Source organism: Streptomyces sp. NPDC005070 (genome assembly GCF_053600395.1).
Genome location: NZ_JBSFZS010000149.1, coordinates 1 through 15,752 on the forward strand (window position 1 = coordinate 1; position 15,752 = coordinate 15,752).

Annotated in this window: 14 protein-coding genes; 5 read left to right on the forward strand and 9 right to left on the reverse strand. The window is 70.9% G+C overall.

From position 1 onward, the window contains the following. Window positions 1-102: 102 nt before the first annotated feature. The 3 genes from ACWEBX_RS32625 to ACWEBX_RS32635 all read right to left on the reverse strand — a co-directional run bounded on the left by ACWEBX_RS32625 (window position 103) and on the right by ACWEBX_RS32635 (window position 2,353). Window positions 103-501, reverse strand: coding sequence for a DUF3040 domain-containing protein (locus ACWEBX_RS32625; protein WP_355775083.1), 399 nt, complete (start codon window positions 499-501; stop codon window positions 103-105). Window positions 502-774: 273 nt separating this feature from the next. Continuing rightward, the gene (locus ACWEBX_RS32630) at window positions 775-1,545 is read right to left on the reverse strand and encodes a methyltransferase (protein ID WP_451888381.1); all 771 of its coding nucleotides are present in this window, start codon (window positions 1,543-1,545) and stop codon (window positions 775-777) included. A gap of 214 nt (window positions 1,546-1,759) precedes the next feature. After that, window positions 1,760-2,353: an SAV_6107 family HEPN domain-containing protein gene (locus tag ACWEBX_RS32635; protein WP_451888382.1), complete on the reverse strand. Its 594-nt coding sequence runs from the start codon at window positions 2,351-2,353 to the stop codon at window positions 1,760-1,762. Between the two features lie 176 nt (window positions 2,354-2,529). Between ACWEBX_RS32635 and ACWEBX_RS32640 the strand changes: the two genes are divergently transcribed. The 5 genes from ACWEBX_RS32640 to ACWEBX_RS32660 all read left to right on the forward strand — a co-directional run bounded on the left by ACWEBX_RS32640 (window position 2,530) and on the right by ACWEBX_RS32660 (window position 8,845). Next, window positions 2,530-3,399 carry an ATP-binding cassette domain-containing protein gene (locus ACWEBX_RS32640; protein WP_451888383.1) on the forward strand — a complete coding sequence of 290 codons (870 nt, stop codon included), beginning with the start codon at window positions 2,530-2,532 and terminating at the stop codon, window positions 3,397-3,399. After that, window positions 3,386-5,470, forward strand: a complete 2,085-nt coding sequence (locus tag ACWEBX_RS32645; RefSeq protein ID WP_451888384.1) for a YhgE/Pip family protein — start codon at window positions 3,386-3,388, stop codon at window positions 5,468-5,470. The genes ACWEBX_RS32640 and ACWEBX_RS32645 overlap by 14 nt, the downstream gene beginning before the upstream one ends. A gap of 35 nt (window positions 5,471-5,505) precedes the next feature. Continuing rightward, on the forward strand, window positions 5,506-6,135 hold the full coding sequence (locus ACWEBX_RS32650) for a TetR/AcrR family transcriptional regulator (protein WP_451888385.1): 630 nt from the start codon (window positions 5,506-5,508) through the stop codon (window positions 6,133-6,135). 476 nt (window positions 6,136-6,611) lie between these two features. Further along, a complete protein-coding gene (locus ACWEBX_RS32655; protein ID WP_451888386.1) occupies window positions 6,612-7,250 on the forward strand; it encodes a DUF4126 domain-containing protein in 639 nt (212 codons plus the stop codon). Between the two features lie 35 nt (window positions 7,251-7,285). Continuing rightward, window positions 7,286-8,845 carry a phytoene desaturase family protein gene (locus ACWEBX_RS32660; protein WP_451888387.1) on the forward strand — a complete coding sequence of 520 codons (1,560 nt, stop codon included), beginning with the start codon at window positions 7,286-7,288 and terminating at the stop codon, window positions 8,843-8,845. 51 nt (window positions 8,846-8,896) lie between these two features. Here ACWEBX_RS32660 and ACWEBX_RS32665 read toward each other — a convergent pair whose 3' ends face one another. The 6 genes from ACWEBX_RS32665 to ACWEBX_RS32690 all read right to left on the reverse strand — a co-directional run bounded on the left by ACWEBX_RS32665 (window position 8,897) and on the right by ACWEBX_RS32690 (window position 14,266). Then, complete coding sequence (locus ACWEBX_RS32665; RefSeq protein ID WP_451888388.1) at window positions 8,897-9,922, reverse strand: hypothetical protein; 1,026 nt, start codon at window positions 9,920-9,922, stop codon at window positions 8,897-8,899. 56 nt (window positions 9,923-9,978) lie between these two features. After that, window positions 9,979-10,902 (reverse strand): methylenetetrahydrofolate reductase [NAD(P)H], encoded by a 924-nt coding sequence (gene metF, locus ACWEBX_RS32670; RefSeq protein ID WP_451888389.1) that lies wholly within the window; start codon window positions 10,900-10,902, stop codon window positions 9,979-9,981. 171 nt (window positions 10,903-11,073) lie between these two features. Further along, the gene (gene thiE, locus ACWEBX_RS32675; protein WP_451888390.1) at window positions 11,074-11,733 is read right to left on the reverse strand and encodes a thiamine phosphate synthase; all 660 of its coding nucleotides are present in this window, start codon (window positions 11,731-11,733) and stop codon (window positions 11,074-11,076) included. 89 nt (window positions 11,734-11,822) lie between these two features. Then, on the reverse strand, window positions 11,823-12,194 hold the full coding sequence (locus ACWEBX_RS32680; RefSeq protein WP_451888391.1) for an Rv2175c family DNA-binding protein: 372 nt from the start codon (window positions 12,192-12,194) through the stop codon (window positions 11,823-11,825). A 65-nt stretch (window positions 12,195-12,259) separates the two neighbouring features. Further along, window positions 12,260-13,498 carry an NAD(P)/FAD-dependent oxidoreductase gene (locus ACWEBX_RS32685; RefSeq protein ID WP_451888392.1) on the reverse strand — a complete coding sequence of 413 codons (1,239 nt, stop codon included), beginning with the start codon at window positions 13,496-13,498 and terminating at the stop codon, window positions 12,260-12,262. A 333-nt stretch (window positions 13,499-13,831) separates the two neighbouring features. Next, entirely contained in the window at window positions 13,832-14,266 is a 435-nt protein-coding gene (locus ACWEBX_RS32690) for a hypothetical protein (protein WP_451888393.1), read from the reverse strand. Window positions 14,267-15,752 lie beyond the last annotated feature (1,486 nt).

Consider the following 15,752-nt stretch of genomic DNA (forward strand, 5'->3'; position numbering starts at 1 on the left):
TTGAAGAACCGGTACAGCGCGTCCGGGCCGCGCAGGCCGACGAAGTCGGGGCGCCGGTGAACGCCCCTCACGTCTGTGTCCTCGGCGACGACGCCGGAAGGCTCAGTGGCCGCCCTGCTCGTCGCGACGACGCTGCCAGCGCTGTTCGATCCGGTCCATCATGGAACGGCGTTGTCGCCCCTGCCGACGAGCGGCGGACGAACCCGGAACGGTCGGCTGCTCACCCGGCTTGGGAGCTTTGCGCCAACCGGTGACGGCGAGCACCGCACAGCCCAGCATGACGAGGAAGCCCACCACGCTCAGCCAGATCTGAACCGCGACCATTCCAGCCATGAGGAGCGCGATACCCACCAGGAAGCCCGCGACCGCCTGGTAGACCCGTCGCCGGGTGTACGTACGCAGCCCGCTTCCCTCAAGCGCTGTCGCGAACTTGGGATCTTCGGCGTACAGCGCTCGCTCCATCTGCTCGAGCATTCGCTGCTCGTGCTCCGAGAGCGGCACGGAGTCCTCCTCATCGTGCAGTCGCCGGGGCGACCGGGGGTCCCCTTCAGGATAGGCAGGGAATCGGCCCCGTGAAACCCGCCCTCTACGCCAATTCACCGACCGGAACCCTTCATGGCGGCCCGATGCGCTGAGGCGTGCATTCCCCAGCGAACGGTCCGTCATGCCGGACGGTCTCCCCCGATCATACGGCGCCGCGCACTCGATCGGGTGGTCTGTGGCGTACTCCATCTGCCGCCAAGCCCCTGATCAGCGGCGCACCACGGGGGCCCCTCAGCCCTCTGTGGCCCCTCGGGCCTCGCCCAGCACATGGAGCTGTGTGGCCACGGAGTGGAACGCGGCGAGCTCGGCCGCCGCCGCCTCCAGCTTGAGCAGAGCCTCCAGGGCTCCCGGCTCGGTATCCACCAGGACGCCCGGCACCAGGTCCGCGAAGACCCGGACACCGTGCACGGCGGCGACGTGCAGACCGGCGCCCGCGACCAGGGAGGTGAGCTGCTCCGCGGTGAACCGGTGCGGAACGGGATCACTCTCGCCCCAGCGTCCGTCCGGGTCGTCGAGCGCGTGCCGGGCCTCCTTGAAGTGCCCGGCGAGGGCCCGGGCCAGCACGGCACCGCCCAGGCCGGCGGCGAGGAGGCTGAGCACGCCCTCGGGGCGCAGCGCGTCCACGACGTTGCGGACGCCCTCGGCCGGGTCGTCCACGTACTCCAGGACGCCGTGGCACAGCACGGCGTCGTAGCGGCCGCGCTCGACCACGTCGAAGAGGCCGTGGGCATCGCCCTGGACGCCCTGCACGCGGTCGGCGACACCGGCCTCGGCGGCACGGCGCTCCAGCGCGAACAGCGCGTTCGGACTGGGGTCGACGACGGTGACCCGGTGACCGAGGCGGGCCACGGGCACGGCGAAGTTGCCGCTGCCGCCGCCCGTGTCGAGTACGTCGAGCGACTCCCGCCCGGCGGCCTTGACCTGACGGTCCAGGGCGTCCTTGAGGACCTCCCAGACGACGGCGGTACGGAGAGAAGCGCGGGGGCGCATCGGGTCCGACACGGCAGTTGACTCCTCGGCGCGGCACCGCCTGATGAACGGCGGGGCGAAGTTCGGGCCTCCCGGCGGGGAGGCAGCAGGCGTCTCCACCCTATTGCCTCCGCCACCGTGGCCGGTCCTCCGTCTCACGCGCGCCGGATCACGCGAGGAGCGCGCGCGGAGGATCGCCCCGCGGTCCGCCCGAAGTCCCCATCGGTCCGCCCGAAGTCCCCGCCGGTCAACCCGCGTCCGGCACCTCCCTGTCCACCCTGCCCGCGCCGCCCACCCCGCCCAGCCGGTCCCGGTCCGGGTTCTGGTCTCCGTCCTGGCGGGGCTGGGGCAGCACGGGCTGCAGCGCCAGCATCCGCTCGACCAGGCGCAGGAACATGTGGACGTCGCGTATCAGGTCGTCGGCGTCGCGGGTGCTGGCCGCACCCTGGATGCCGGCCTCCGCGCGGGCACGACGGGTGGCACCGGAGGCGAACAGCGCGCTCCACTCGGTCAGTTCGGGAGCGATCTCCGGGAGGACTTCCCAGGCGCTGCGGATCCGGGCTCTGCGCCGGGACGCGGGCTCCGGGTGGACCCGGACGGCGAGGACGGCGGCGGCGGTGCGCAGCGCGGCCAAGTGGGCCGTCGCGTAACGCTCGTTGGACGTCTCCAGGGCCGTCGCCTCGTCAAGTCCGGCGCGGGCCTGGGAGAGCAGGTCGAGGGCGGCGGGCGGGGCCGTGGCCCGGCGGAGCACGGGGTGCACGTCCCCCGCCGGTCCGGTCAGTGAGGGGGCAGGGCCGGTGGCGCGGCGCCGACGGGCGGCGGCTGCGGAAGAGCTGGCCATGACGAACCTCCTGTCGTCGTGTGACGGCACTGTGGCCGTATGTGCCCATCGTGCGGTATGCCACTGACAATCCGTTCCGACCTGCGATTTTGCTTCGATCGACAGTTCGGGTTAGTTTTTGCACTGACCAGTCAGTTTAAAAGTGGTTCGTATGTGTTCCAGAGGATGGGGGAGCTGTGGACGGTCCGTACGGACTGCGTGTCACGGCCGAGGACTTCGGACTCGAAGGACCCCGCGGATGGGTATTCCGCGGGGTCCGTCTCGACGCGGAGCCAGGATCGCTCGTCGCGATCGAGGGGCTGTCGGGCTCCGGCCGCACCTGCCTGCTGCTCGCCCTCACGGGGCGGATGAAGGCCACCGAGGGGACGGCGGCCGTGGGTCCGTCGAAGCTGCCGAAGCAGATGGCCGCGGTGCGCCGGACCAGCGCGCTCGCGCACGTGCCCGGTGTCACGGACCTCGACCCCGCGCTGACCGTCGGGGAGCACCTGAGGGAACGGGCCCTGCTGCAGCGGCGGTTCGGGGGTTCGCTGCGCGCCCTGCTGCGGCCTCGCGGCGAGCGGGTGAGTGGGACCGAGGCGCGGATCGGTGCCGCGCTGGCCGCCGCCGGGCTCGACCCGGACACATTGCCCAAGGGCACGAGGACCGCCGTGCGCGATCTGGAACGGCTCGAGACACTGCGGCTGTCGCTCGCGCTGGCCCTGATCGGCCGCCCCCGGCTGCTCGGCGTCGACGACACCGACCTCAAGCTCTCGGACGCCGAACGGTCCGAGGCCTGGGCCCTGTTGACGTCTCTCGCCGAGTCCGGCACGACGGTCGTCGCGGTGTGCAGCGAGGCTCCCGAGGGCGCCGTCGTCGTGTCCACCGCACCGGCCGCCACGACGAAGACCACCGCCGAGGAGAACCCGGACGCCGGCACCGCCACCCCCACGGACGCCGTCTCCGAGACCGCCTCCGACACAGGCGCGGACGCGGACACGGACACGGACAGCGACAGCGACAGCGACAGCCCGAACCGCGACAAGGAGACGGCCGATGCGATCGCCTGAACTGGCCTTTCTCGAACTCCGCCGCTTCGGCCGGGGCAAGCTTCCGCGTGCCGCCCTGGTCGCGCTCCTGCTGCTGCCCCTGCTGTACGGCGCCCTGTACCTGTGGTCGTTCTGGGACCCGTACGGCCGTCTCGACCGCATCCCCGTGGCGCTGGTGAACGACGACGAGGGAGCGAGGGCCGACGGCCGCCGGGTCAGCGTCGGGGACACCATCACCGAGGGCCTGCGCGACAGCGACACCTTCGAGTGGCACGAGGTGAGCTCGGCCGAGGCCCGCCGGGGCGTGGAGGACGGCACGTACTACCTGTCGCTGACCATGCCGGGCGACTTCAGCAGGAGGATCGCGTCCAGCTCCGGGACCTCTCCCGAGACGAGCGCGCTCCAGGTGCGGACCAACGACGCGAACAACTACATCGTCGGGCAGATCTCCCGCACGGTGTTCAGCGAGGTCCGGACGGCCGCCTCCACGAAGGCCTCGCGTTCGTTCCTCGACAAGATCTTCATCTCGTTCTCGGACATCCACGGGAAGACCGTCAAGGCGGCCGACGGCGCCGACCGGCTCAGCAGCGGCATCGGCAGGGCGAAGCAGGGATCCAAGGATCTCGCGGACGGTCTGGAGGAGGCCAAGAAGGGCAGCGGGAAGCTCTCCGGGGGCCTCAGGAAACTCACCACCGGCGCGGGCGATCTGGAGGACGGTTCGCAGCAGGTCGCGGACGGCACCCGGGCACTGGCCGACAAGGTCGACGGGGTCGCGGACAAGGTGGGCCCCTTCCTGGAGGACAACGAGAAGTCGATCGGCGACACGGCCGAGCTGGTCGCCGACTCCGCCGCGGGGATCCGGCACAACCTCGGCACCCTGGTGAAGACAGCCCCGGCCGCGGCCAAGGGCGCGCGCACCGCCTCCGAGGCCCTGAACTCCGTCCACCACGCGCGGTGCGAGGCCCTGCCGGTCCCCGACCCGGCGTGTCCCGAGCTGACGAAGGCCACGGAGGCCGCCGCGGACGTCGTCGCGGTCGCCGAGGACGTCAACACGCTGATCGACGACCAGGACGGCGACCTTGTCGAGCTCGACAAGAACCTGGCCACCCTGGAGAAGCAGGCCCGCGCCCTCGCCGGCCGCGCCCCGCATCTCTCCGAGGACCTCGACGACGCCGTCTCCAAGATCGACAAGCTGAACGAGGGCGCCACCGCGGTCGCCCGGGGCGCGAAGCGGCTGCACTCCGGTCTCGGCACCGCGAAGAACGGCGCGGCGACCCTCGACAAGGGGGTCGGCCGGCTGAAGACCGGCGCGGGCGACCTCGACGGCGGCCTGTACAAGCTCGTCGGCGGCTCCGGGAAGCTGGCGGGCGGTCTGCACGACGGCGCCGAGCGGATCCCCGACTACGACAAGCCCGACCGCGACCTGCGCACCGAGGTCATGGCCGACCCGGTGCGCATGGCCTCCCGGGATCTGCACAAGGCGCCCAACTACGGCACCGGTTTCGCTCCCTACTTCATCCCGCTGTCCCTGTGGGTCGGCGCGATGGTGGCGTACATGCTGATCCAGCCGCTGAACCGGCGCGCGCTCGCCGCGGGCGCCTCGGCGTGGCGCATCGCGCTGGCGGGCTGGCTGCCGGTCGCCGTCGTCGGCGTCCTGCAGACGGCCGCCCTGATGGCGGTGCTGCACTGGGCGATCGGCCTCCAGATGGCACGGGCGGCGGGAACGGTCGGCTTCCTGTTCCTCGTGACGGCCTGCTTCGCGGCGATCGTGCAGTGGCTGAACGCCCGCTTCGGAGCCGCCGGCCGGATCCTCGTCCTGGCCTTCCTGATGCTCCAGCTCACCTCGGCGGGCGGCACGTACCCCGTCCAGACCAGTCCGGCCTTCTTCAACGCGATCCACCCCTTCCTGCCGATGAGTTACGTCGTCGAGGCGCTCCGCAGGCTCATCACCGGAGGCGGCCTGGAGCCCGTACGGACCGCGTGCGCCGTACTGACCGCCTTCACGGTGGGCGCGCTCGCGCTCACCGCCCTCACGGCGCGCCGCAAACAGGTGTGGACCCTCGACCGGCTGCATCCGGAGCTGAGCCTGTGACCACGCGCGCGGGTGCTCCTGTGACAATCGGAGCCATGGAAAGCAGCAGCACCACGGCGGGCGGCGGCAGCCGCCGCGAGGCGACCCGGCAGAAGCTCTACGAGGCGGCCGTGACCCTGATCGCCGAACAGGGCTTCTCGGCCACCACGGTGGACGAGATCGCCGAGCGGGCCGGAGTCGCGAAGGGCACGGTCTACTACAACTTCGCGAGCAAGTCGGTCCTCTTCGAAGAGCTGCTGCGCCATGGCGTCGGGCTTCTCACCGCGTCGCTGCGGGAAGCGGCGGAGAAGACCGACCGGGACGGCGGCAGCAAGGTCGACGCTCTGGACGCGATGATCCGGGCCGGGCTCGTGTTCATCAACCGCTATCCGGCGTTCACCCAGCTCTACGTGGCGGAGCTCTGGCGCACCAACCGCGCCTGGCAGTCCACCCTGATGGTGGTGCGGCAGCAGGCGGTGGCGGTCGTCGAGGGCGTCCTGCGCGACGGGGTGGCGGGCGGGGAGCTCAGCGACGAGATCGACATTCCGCTGACGGCGGCGGCGCTGGTCGGGATGGTCCTGGTGGCCGCCCTGGACTGGCAGGCCTTCCAGCCGGAGCGCTCCCTGGATGACGTCCACGCGGCACTGTCCCGGCTCCTCCAGGGGCGCGTGAGCGGCCACCGCTGAGCCGGGGCGACGGGACCGGCACCGCTGAACCGGGGCAACGGGACCGGCACCGCTGAACCGGGGCAACGGGACCGGCACCGGAAGACCGGTGGCCGGCCCGTGGCCGGAGCATCAGACGCCCTGACGTACGAGAGCGCCGGTCCGGTCGGCCGCGTCCCCCGCGGGCCGTCCGTACCGGCGCCTCGTCGTGCTCCCCCGTACCCCCGTCGGGCCCCCGTTCGGTCGTCCCCCGGGTTCCCCCCTGTCTCACTCCCGCCGAGCGGATCGGCGGAAGGAGCGGCCAAGGGCGCGAGTTCCGTTCCGCCGCCCCGTGTCGGCGGTGCCGGAGCCGCGCCCCTTTCCGTGCCTCCACTCTCCCGTTCGCGCAGGTCGGACCCATCCGTACGCCTACTCATCTCACCCAGTAGGTACGGATACTCAGGCATACGTGCTCAGACCCAGGACACCCCGGTCCTCCGCTGGTTACGATCCCCTCCGTGTCCGTACTCCCCCTGGTCTTCACCAGCGGCTGGGCCAGCGGCGTCAACGCGTACGCGGTCGTGCTGCTCCTCGGCATATTCGGCGCCACCGGCCTGAGCGACGACGTCCCACAGTCCCTGCAACGCCCTGAGATCCTGGTCACAGTCGGGGTCCTCTTCCTCTGCGAGGCGGTCGCCGACAAGATCCCGTACGTCGACTCGGTGTGGGACTCCGTCCACACCGTGATCCGGCCCGCGGCGGGTGCCTGGGTCGGGGCGATGCTCGCCGGACAGAGCGGCTCGGTCTCGGATCTGACGGCGGCCGTGCTCGGCGGTTCGACCGCCCTGGCGAGCCACGCGGTCAAGGCCGGAACCCGGATGGCGGTCAACACCTCGCCGGAGCCCTTCAGCAACTTCGTGCTGAGCACCGCCGAGGATCTCGGGGTCGCGGGGCTCATCACTCTGGCGATCTTCCATCCCTGGGCGGCGGCCACCGTCGCCGGCGGCCTGCTGTTCACCGGGCTCGCGGTGCTCTGCTTCCTCGTCTCGCGGATCAGACGGTTCCTGCGCCGCCGGGCGCAGCGCCGTCAGGAGCGGCGGACGGCCTCGGCGGTGGGACCGCCGCCCGGCGGGGCGCCGTGGGCGGGCCGCGACTGACGGGACTGTCGGCGGCGGCCGATAAAGTCGCGGGCATGGGACGGATTGCGGTGATCGGCGCCGGGATGGGCGCGATGGCGGCCGCCGCCCGGCTGGCCGTCGCGGGCCACCGGGTGGTGGTGTACGAGCGGACGGAGACGTACGGCGGCGCGGTGCGCCGCTTCGAGCGCGACGGCTTCGCCTTCGACACGGGCCCGGCGCTGCTTCCGCTGCCCGCGGTCTACCGCGACCTGTTCGTCAAGACAGGAAAACGGCCCCTGGAGGAGTGCGTCGAGCTGGTGCAGGTCGATCCGTCGGCCGGCCACGTGTTCGCCGACGGCACCCGGGTGACGCTGCCGAACGCCTCGCGCGCGGGTGTGCTCGCCGCGCTGGACGAAGCGCTCGGCGACGGCGCGGGCACCCGGTGGGGGGACTTCCTGGTGCGGGCCCGGGAGGCGTGGGACCGCTCGCGCCGGCCGCTCCTGGAGGAGCCGCTGTGGCCCAACTGGACGGTGCTGGCCGAACGCGAACCGTACCCCTCGGCGCCGCACAAGAAGCTGCTGCGCACCCGCAGGGCCACGACCCTCGCCGAGGTCGCCGCCTGGGAGCTGCGCGACACCCGCCTGGCGGCCCTCCTGGAGAGCCACGCCCTGGCGTACGGGCTCGACCCGCGCGCGGCCCCGGCGAGCGCCGCCGTGCTGCCGTACATGGACCACGCCTTCGGCACCTGGTACGTGCGCGGCGGCATCCGGGAGCTGGCGCGCGCGGTGTACGAGCGGTGTCTGGAGCGCAAGGTCGAGTTCAGCTTCGGCACCCCCGTCGAACGGATCGTCGAGAAGGACGGCCGAGTCGTCGGTGTGGAGCTGTCCCGGGACCGCTCGGCGGCTTCCGGCGCCGGGGGCGGCCCGGAGCCGTCCGGGAACGGGTCCGGGTCCGGGGAACTCTTCGAGCCGGCGGATTTCGTGGTCGCGGGCGTGGCGCCGGACGCCCTGGACGGCCTCGTCGCCGGGCCGGCGCTGCGGGGCGGTGACGAGGTACCGCCCCGGCCCGCCGCGGCCAGCAGGCTGACGGTGCTGCTCGCGCTGCGCGGTGGACGGCCCGCCGGGACGGCGCACCGCGCGGTGGTCCACTCGGCGGACCGCGACGGCGAGCTCGCCCGGCTCTTCGGGGAACGCCCGGGGGTGCCCGCCGCGCCGACCGTCGTGGTGACCCGTCCGGACGATCCCGCGCTCGTCCCGGACGCGGAGCACGAGGCGGTCACGCTGACCGTCACGGTCCCGTCCGGCGCCCAGGTGTCGCAGGAGGACGTGGAGCGGGTTCTCGACGCCGCCGAGCGGGCCCTGCCGGGTCTGCGCGACCGGCTCCTGTGGCACGAGGTCCGCACCCCGGCCGACATCGCGGAGGCGACCGGTGCGGAGGGCGGCGGGGTTCCGGCGCCGGCGCTCGCCGCGGCGCACGGCCGGCTGCTGCACCCGTCGAACACGACGCGGATCCGGGGACTCTTCGCGGCCGGGGGCTGGGCGCATCCCGGCGGCGGTCTGCCGCACGCCGGCATGTCGGGCGCTCTGGTGACCGGACTGATCGTGGAAGGGCCGGACTTCCAGGGCTCGCAGTGAACGGTCCGGCGGGCGGCGGCGCGGGAAGACCCTCAGCCGCTGTCCTGCCGGTCAGTAGCGGTACTGCTCGTCGTACCCGGCGTTGCCGTTGCCCTGGTAGGGGTACTGCTGCTGCTCGGGCGGGAGTTCGCCGCCGTACTCGTCGGTGCGCTGCTGCGGCACCCAGACTCCGCCGGCCGGGGTCTCGCCGCCGTACGTGCCGGTGGCGTACTGGTCCTGGCCGTAGTTCTGCTGCTGCGCGTAACCCTGGTCGCCGCCGTTGTAGGCGCTCTGGTCGTACGTGCCGTTCTGGTAGGTCTGCTGACCGGTGTACGGGTCCGTGTAGCCGGCGTACTGCTGCTGGCCGTAGCCGTACTGCTGCTGCTGCTGGTCGTAGCCCGTGTAGCCGTCGTACGCGTAGGCCTGCTGGTTCTGGCCCGTCGCATAGGCCTGCTGGTTCTCGCCCGTCGCGTAGGCCTGCTGGTTCTGACCGGTGGAGTAGGCCTGCTGGTCCTGGGACGGGGACGCCCCGGCGTAGGACTGGTCGGTGGCGGCGGCGTACGCGCCGGAATCGTAGACCCCGTAGGAGCCGGTGTCCTCGGGCAGCGGCTGCGGCTCGTACACCGAGGTCGTCTCGGCGGCCGCGGGCTCGGCCGGCTCCGGGGGCGCGAACCGGTCGGACGGGGCGGGCGTGAAGACGTCGTCCTCGTCGGCGTACTGGTCCTCGCGCCGGTAGGCGGCCGCCTCGACCTCGTCGACGTCGGCGTTCCCCTCCGCCTCGTCCGCGTCCTCCGGCTCGCCGCGGCGGCGCTTGCTGAGCTTGCCGGGCTTGTCCTCGACACCGGGGCCCTTGATGGCCCAGCCCTGCGCGAAGCCCTGGCGGAACGACAGCGTCACATAGGTCTGGCCGACCGTGAAGGCGGCCGCGCCCAGGCCGATGACGACGACCGAGTGCATCAGGACGCCGAGGACCACACCGAGGAAGCCGACGAAGGCGAGCAGGCGGAAGCGCAGTCGCGCCTTGTACTGCAGCAGCACCTCGCCGAGCAGCCACAGCGCGACAATGCCGAATGCCAGATAGAGGACCGTCAAGCCCATGTACGCCCCTCTCCCAGTGGCCGCTACGCAGTGTGTCGTACGCGGGTGCGACCGGTCTAGGCCTGCTGCGGGTGATGCAGGCCCAGATTCTCGTAGATTTCCAGCGTCGCGGTGGAGTTGTTGAGCGTGATGAAGTGCAGTCCGGGGACACCCTCGGTCAGCAGCCTCGCACAGAACTCCGTCGCGAACTCGATCCCAATGGAGCGTACAGCCGCCGGATCGTCTTTGACTGTGAGGATCCGCTCTTTCAGGACCTCCGGGAACGAAGCATTCGAGAGTTTGGGCAGCCGTTCCAACATCTTCACACTTGTCACGGGCATGACTTCCGGGATGACCGGCGTCGCGCAGCCCGCCGCGTCGACGCGGTCACGCAGGCGGAGGTAGGACTCCGGCTGGAAGAACATCTGTGTGATCGCGTAGTCGGCGCCGGCGCGGCACTTGTCGACGAAGTGGGAGACGTCCAGATCCCACTCCCTGGACCGGGGGTGCATCTCCGGGAAGGCCGCGACACCGACGCAGAAGTCTCCGGATTCCTTGATGAGGCGCACCAGTTCGGCCGCGTAGGTCAGACCCTGGGGGTGGGGGACCCACTCGCCCATGGGGTCCCCGGGCGGGTCGCCGCGCACGGCGAGCATGTTGCGGATGCCCGCGTCCGCGTACTGCCCGATGATGTTGCGCAGCTCCGCGATCGAGTGATTGACCGCGGTGAGGTGCGCGACCGGGGTGAGGGTCGTGTCGAGGACGATCTGCTCGGTCTCCTTGACCGTGCCGGCCCGCGTGGTGCCGCCGGCTCCATACGTCACGGAGACGAAGTCCGGGGCCACGGCCTCGACCCGCCGCAGGGCGTTCCACAGGTTCCGCTCGCCCTTGGGGGTCTTCGGCGCCGAGAACTCGAAGGAAAAGGTCTGTTTGCCGGTCGCGAGCATGTCGCGCACGGTGCGTGCGCGATCAGTCCTGGTGGAAGCAGATCCGAGGGCCATACCCGCAGGTTAGCCAGAGGGCGTCGGTCACCCAACCGAACCGCTGACTTTTGTCCGATCTGTCGATTTCTTGTCCACCCCTCGGACAGCGGCCCAGCCGGACCCTCGGACAGCGGCCCCGCCGGACCCCGGACAGGCGGCCCCGCCGGAAACCTCCGCTGCCGCCGGGCCTCAGACCTCCCGCAGCCGCTTCGCGAACTCGGCCGCCGCCGCGCCCGGGTCGTCCGCCTCGGTGATTGCCCGTACGACGACGACACGGCGGGCGCCGGCTTCGAGCACCTCGTCGAGCCGGCCGAGGTCGATGCCGCCGATCGCGAACCAGGGACGGTCGGCGCCGAGCGCCGCCGTGCCGCGGACCAGGCCGAGGCCGGGTGCGTGGCGGCCGGGTTTGGTGGGGGTGGGCCAGCAGGGGCCGGTGCAGAAGTAGTCCACGCCCTCCTGGACGGCGGCGGCAGCGGCCTCGGTCTCGGAGTGCGTGGAACGGCCGATGAGCACCTCGTCGCCGAGGATCGCGCGGGCCGCGGGAACCGGGAGGTCGCCCTGGCCGAGGTGCAGGACGTCGGCGCGGGCCGCGTGCGCCACGTCCGCCCGGTCGTTGACCGCGAGGAGCTTGCCGTGCCGGGCGCAGGCGTCCGCGAACACCTTCAGGTGCTCCAGCTCCTCCCCCGCCTCCATGCCCTTGTCGCGGAGCTGCACGATGTCCACGCCACCCGCCAGGACCGCGTCGAGGAATTCGGCGAGGTCGCCCTGGCGTCTGCGGGCGTCGGTGCACAGATAGACGCGGGCGTCGGTGAGGCGGCCCCGTGCGGTCATAACGGCGTTCTCGGGCATGCGGGGTCCCCCGTTGTCGGTGCGCGGGGAGCGCGGCGGCCGGGAGGGTCCCGCCGCCGTGCTCCCCGTGCCGGACGGTCTCGATCAGGTCAGACGGCGAGCGCCTGGGCGCGACGCTTCACCTCCGTGCCGCGATTCTCGCTCAGGGCCTGCGCGGGGGTGCCGGGCAGGGTCGGGTCGGGGGTGAAGAGCCATTCGAGGGCCTCTTCGTCGGAGAAGCCGTCGTCCCTCAGGAGCGTCAGGGTGCCTGCCAGGCCCTTGACGACCTTCAGCTCGGCCACGTCGATGAAGTCGGCGGGGACGTGCAGCGCGCGGTTCTCACCACGGCGTACGGCGATGAGCTGGCCCTCCTTGACCAGCTGCCGGACGCGCGTCACCTCGACGCCGAGCTGCTCGGCGATGTCGGGGAGGGTGAGCCAGGCGGGGACGAGAGCATCGGTCTTTGCGTCAATCTCGGTCACGGGACAAGCCTGCCATCCCGGACCGACAGCCGGAAGCCGAGGGCGTCCGCCCCGGGGTGACGGGATCAGGCCGTGGCGCCCTTCAGCGGCCTCGACGGGTTCGCGAGCAGCACCGGATCCATCGTGGCGCCCGCCTCGATCAGCCGGCGGCCCTGGGCGAGATCCCTCGGGCGGCCCACCGCCAGGAGGGCGACGAGCCGCGTCTCGCGGAGCCAGCACACCGACCAGGAGGCGCCCGAGGGGTCGCCCCGCCACACCAGGGTGTCGGCGGGCATGTGGTGGCCGACGTACTGCACGAAACGGCCGAACTGCTCGGACCAGAAGTACGGCACGGGGTCGTAGGCGGCGGGCGTCTCTCCGACGATGTTCAGGGCGACCGTGCGCGGGCCCTGGAGGGCGTTGTCCCAGTGGTGGACGAGGAGGCGTTCCTCGTAGCGGCCGGACGGGAAGGAGGCGCAGTCGCCGACCGCGTAGACGTCCGGCAGGGAGGTGCGCAGATGGTCGTCGGCGACGATCTCGCGTTCGGCGCCGAGTTCGATGCCCGAGCCGGCGATCCAGGCGGTGGCGGGCCGCGCGCCGATCCCGACCACGACGGCGTCCGCGGGCACCCGGGAGCCGTCGTCCAGGATCACCGCGCCGGGTTCGACGCGCTCCACGCGCGCGCCGGTGCGCAGCGAGGCCCCGCTGTCCGCGTACCAGGCGGCCATCGGGGCGGCCACCTCGGGCGGCAGCGCCCCGGCGAGCGGCCGGTCGGCGGCTTCGACGACGGTGACCGCGCAGCCCGCCTCGCGCGCCGCCGTGGCGAACTCGGCGCCGATCCAGCCCGCTCCGACCACCACGATGTCGTGCTGCCGGGCGAGGACGGGACGCAGCCGGTCGGCGTCGTCCAGGGTGCGCAGCAGATGCACGCCGGGCACGCCCTCGGCGCCGGGGAGCCGGATCGGTTCGGCGCCGGTCGCGACGACCAGGACGTCGTACGGGACGGATCCCGCGTCCGTGTCCAGTTCGTGGTCACCCGGGCGCACGCCGAGCGCCTCGCTGCCCAGCCGGAGGTCGATGTCCAGGGCCTCGAAGTCGATGTCGAATGCGGAGCCCTCGGCCTTGCCGAGCAGGACGGCCTTGGACAGCGGCGGCCGGTCGTAGGGCTGATGCGGCTCCGCGCCGATCAGCGTGACGGTGCCCGTGAAGCCCTGTTCGCGCAGGGCGACCGCGGTCTGCACCCCGGCCATGCCCGCGCCCACCACGACGACCCGCCGTGCCGTGGGCCTGCGCGACGGGGACTGTGCCTGCGTCTGATCGCTCACCTGATCACCATAGACACGTGACAGGTATCGCTTACCTGCAACTGGGGTACGCAGCGCCCCTGTAACCAGGGATGAAGCGCTCGTCGTCTGTCGTTGCTTGTCGTGGTTGGCCACCCTCGGACGGCCCACAGACGGCCCAGCCTCGGCCTCGAAGAGCCGCCCGAGCTGCGGGTTCCCAGAGTTGGCGCCGTGCGGCCATGCTGCCCGCTCCGCACCCCGATTCCCCCTGAGTTCCCGCCCGTTATGGCACGAGAGTGGGCCTACTTGAAGTCTGCGCCGTCTCCCCCGATGAGGCTGGCGCCTCCCTCCCCCAGTCCGAGATAGCTCTGGCGATCAGGGAGCCGCTGATCCAGGGCCAGACCCGGGGGTCGATGTTGTGCTCACGGTCGCCGGACTTTCAGAAAGCCTTCTTACTACATCCTCCACGCTCACAGATTTGCGCATGCCCCACAGCGCTTTAATCAAGAAGAAAAGGGAGATTACTCCAGAAATTATGAAAACTGCCTTCCAGGCGTCTGCACTAACTCCAAGAACCTTCTTGAAGTCAGACGTGAGAAGACTGAATCCAATCGACACGAGAACACCAAATGGGGCAACCCAAGCGTCTTTCTTTCGCATGTTCCCCAAAGCGTCATGCAGGCAGAGGCTTGCCTTGTCTTTCGTTACAATGATCACCTCTTGCTGGGTGTTCATGTAAACGTGGGTGGTCGGCACGCTCACTTGCACGCCGGCCTGAGGAGTGATAACTGGCTGGTGCGTCGGGTTCACGCTGCTTGGGGTAACCACGCTACGCCTCCTGCGCGCCGCTGTCCTGGCTGCCGGGCGGGAGTAGCCCAAGCACGCCAGCAGCATGCTCAGAGACGAATCCGCAGCGATTGCAGATGAGGGCGATTGTGGGGATCGCGGGTCCCCCTAGCACGACACCTGCGATTTGCCCTTGGATGGGGCGCATGAAATACCCGTCTACAAGCGTCCATTGCGCATTGGTGCAGCGCGGACAACTTGCCGCCACTCGCTTTTCATCGAGTCGCCGAGCAATATCGTTTCGCTGCTCCTGGCTGAAGGCCATGACCCCTCTGGCTCCCTAGTAACGATCTGTGCTGCGGAGCATACCGTCAGATCACTTGCCCCAAAGTGGCTGACTGAAGTCGTGGACCCGACCGCCCCAACCACGAAGGGTTCCGACCTCACGCCGCCGGCCAACCCACCCCAGGGCGTGCGTCGGCGCAGCCCGCGCGGAAGCGGGCCGAAGGCAGGGACGTCGCGCGGAGCGGAGCTGGGAGCGCGCCCGGCCGAGCGGAGCCGGGACTTGTAACGCCGGTCTACGTGAAGGGCCGTCCCCCGCCTTCCGCCTTGTCGCTTGTCGCTTGTCTTGTCGCTTGTCGGCTCGCAGGTCAGAACCTGTTTCAATCCTGGGCAGTACGGCCCCGCCCTTCGCACGACAAGCGACAAGCGACAAGCGACAAGCACGTCGGCGACCCGCCCCGTGACGTGGGGTGCGCCAGGCGAAGAGCAAGAAGGACCGCCCTACGGGCGGGCGTTCATCGGGCGCCCACTCGCCGTGGGAGCTCCCTTGCGCGGGCGCCTACTGGGTAGTGGGTAGTGGGGCCCCACTAGAAACACCCCAGTAGAGGCCTCTGAGTACGCTCCTGGGGCGTCCTACTGGGTAGTGGGGTGTGCCCCCCGCTACCCAGTAGCGCCAGGCCCGCTCCCTGGAAGGCATCCAGAGCCGCCACGCTCCCTATACAAGCAAGAGGAGCACCCCGCCCGTCGGGTGCTCCTCTTGCTCGTGGGCCGGACGGCAATCCAGGAAGCACGACGGACCTGCCCCCCGCCTGGAATGCCTTCCTGAGCGCCTTCCAAGGGGCAGACGGCAGGCTTGGGCGAGGGTCGTTGGGCCCGTTCCGTTCCGTGCGACTCACCAGGCTCTTCAGGAGGGGGCGGCCGCGCGCACCACCACCTCCTGAAGAGCCGTCCTTGACTCCCCTCCTAGAGAGTTGAGGAAGATAGCGTCCGCAGTGTCCGTCGAGCATCGGCCACCACCTCCGACCTGCACTTTCTGTGCGGACGCTAAACAAAATGTTTAGCGTCCGCTAGCGTCCACAGTGTCCGGTAGCCAAGAGTCACTAAGAGCGTCTTTCCGCAGCTCACGGCCGCTCTTAGACATCGTTTCTTTTGGCGTTGAGGGTCGTTGGTCGGTTCATGGAAGATCTGATTGTGCGGCTGGTGCCGGACGAGATGTGGGAGTTGTTCC

Coding starts and splice junctions, on each gene's coding strand:
- thiE (WP_451888390.1), bottom strand. CDS start 11,733: ATGCCCGAGAACGCCGTTATGACCGCACGGGGCCGCCTCACCGACGCC.
- ACWEBX_RS32665 (WP_451888388.1), bottom strand. CDS start 9,922: ATGGGCTTGACGGTCCTCTATCTGGCATTCGGCATTGTCGCGCTGTGG.
- ACWEBX_RS32660 (WP_451888387.1), top strand. CDS start 7,286: ATGGGACGGATTGCGGTGATCGGCGCCGGGATGGGCGCGATGGCGGCC.
- ACWEBX_RS32635 (WP_451888382.1), bottom strand. CDS start 2,353: ATGGCCAGCTCTTCCGCAGCCGCCGCCCGTCGGCGCCGCGCCACCGGC.
- ACWEBX_RS32650 (WP_451888385.1), top strand. CDS start 5,506: ATGGAAAGCAGCAGCACCACGGCGGGCGGCGGCAGCCGCCGCGAGGCG.
- metF (WP_451888389.1), bottom strand. CDS start 10,902: ATGGCCCTCGGATCTGCTTCCACCAGGACTGATCGCGCACGCACCGTG.
- ACWEBX_RS32645 (WP_451888384.1), top strand. CDS start 3,386: ATGCGATCGCCTGAACTGGCCTTTCTCGAACTCCGCCGCTTCGGCCGG.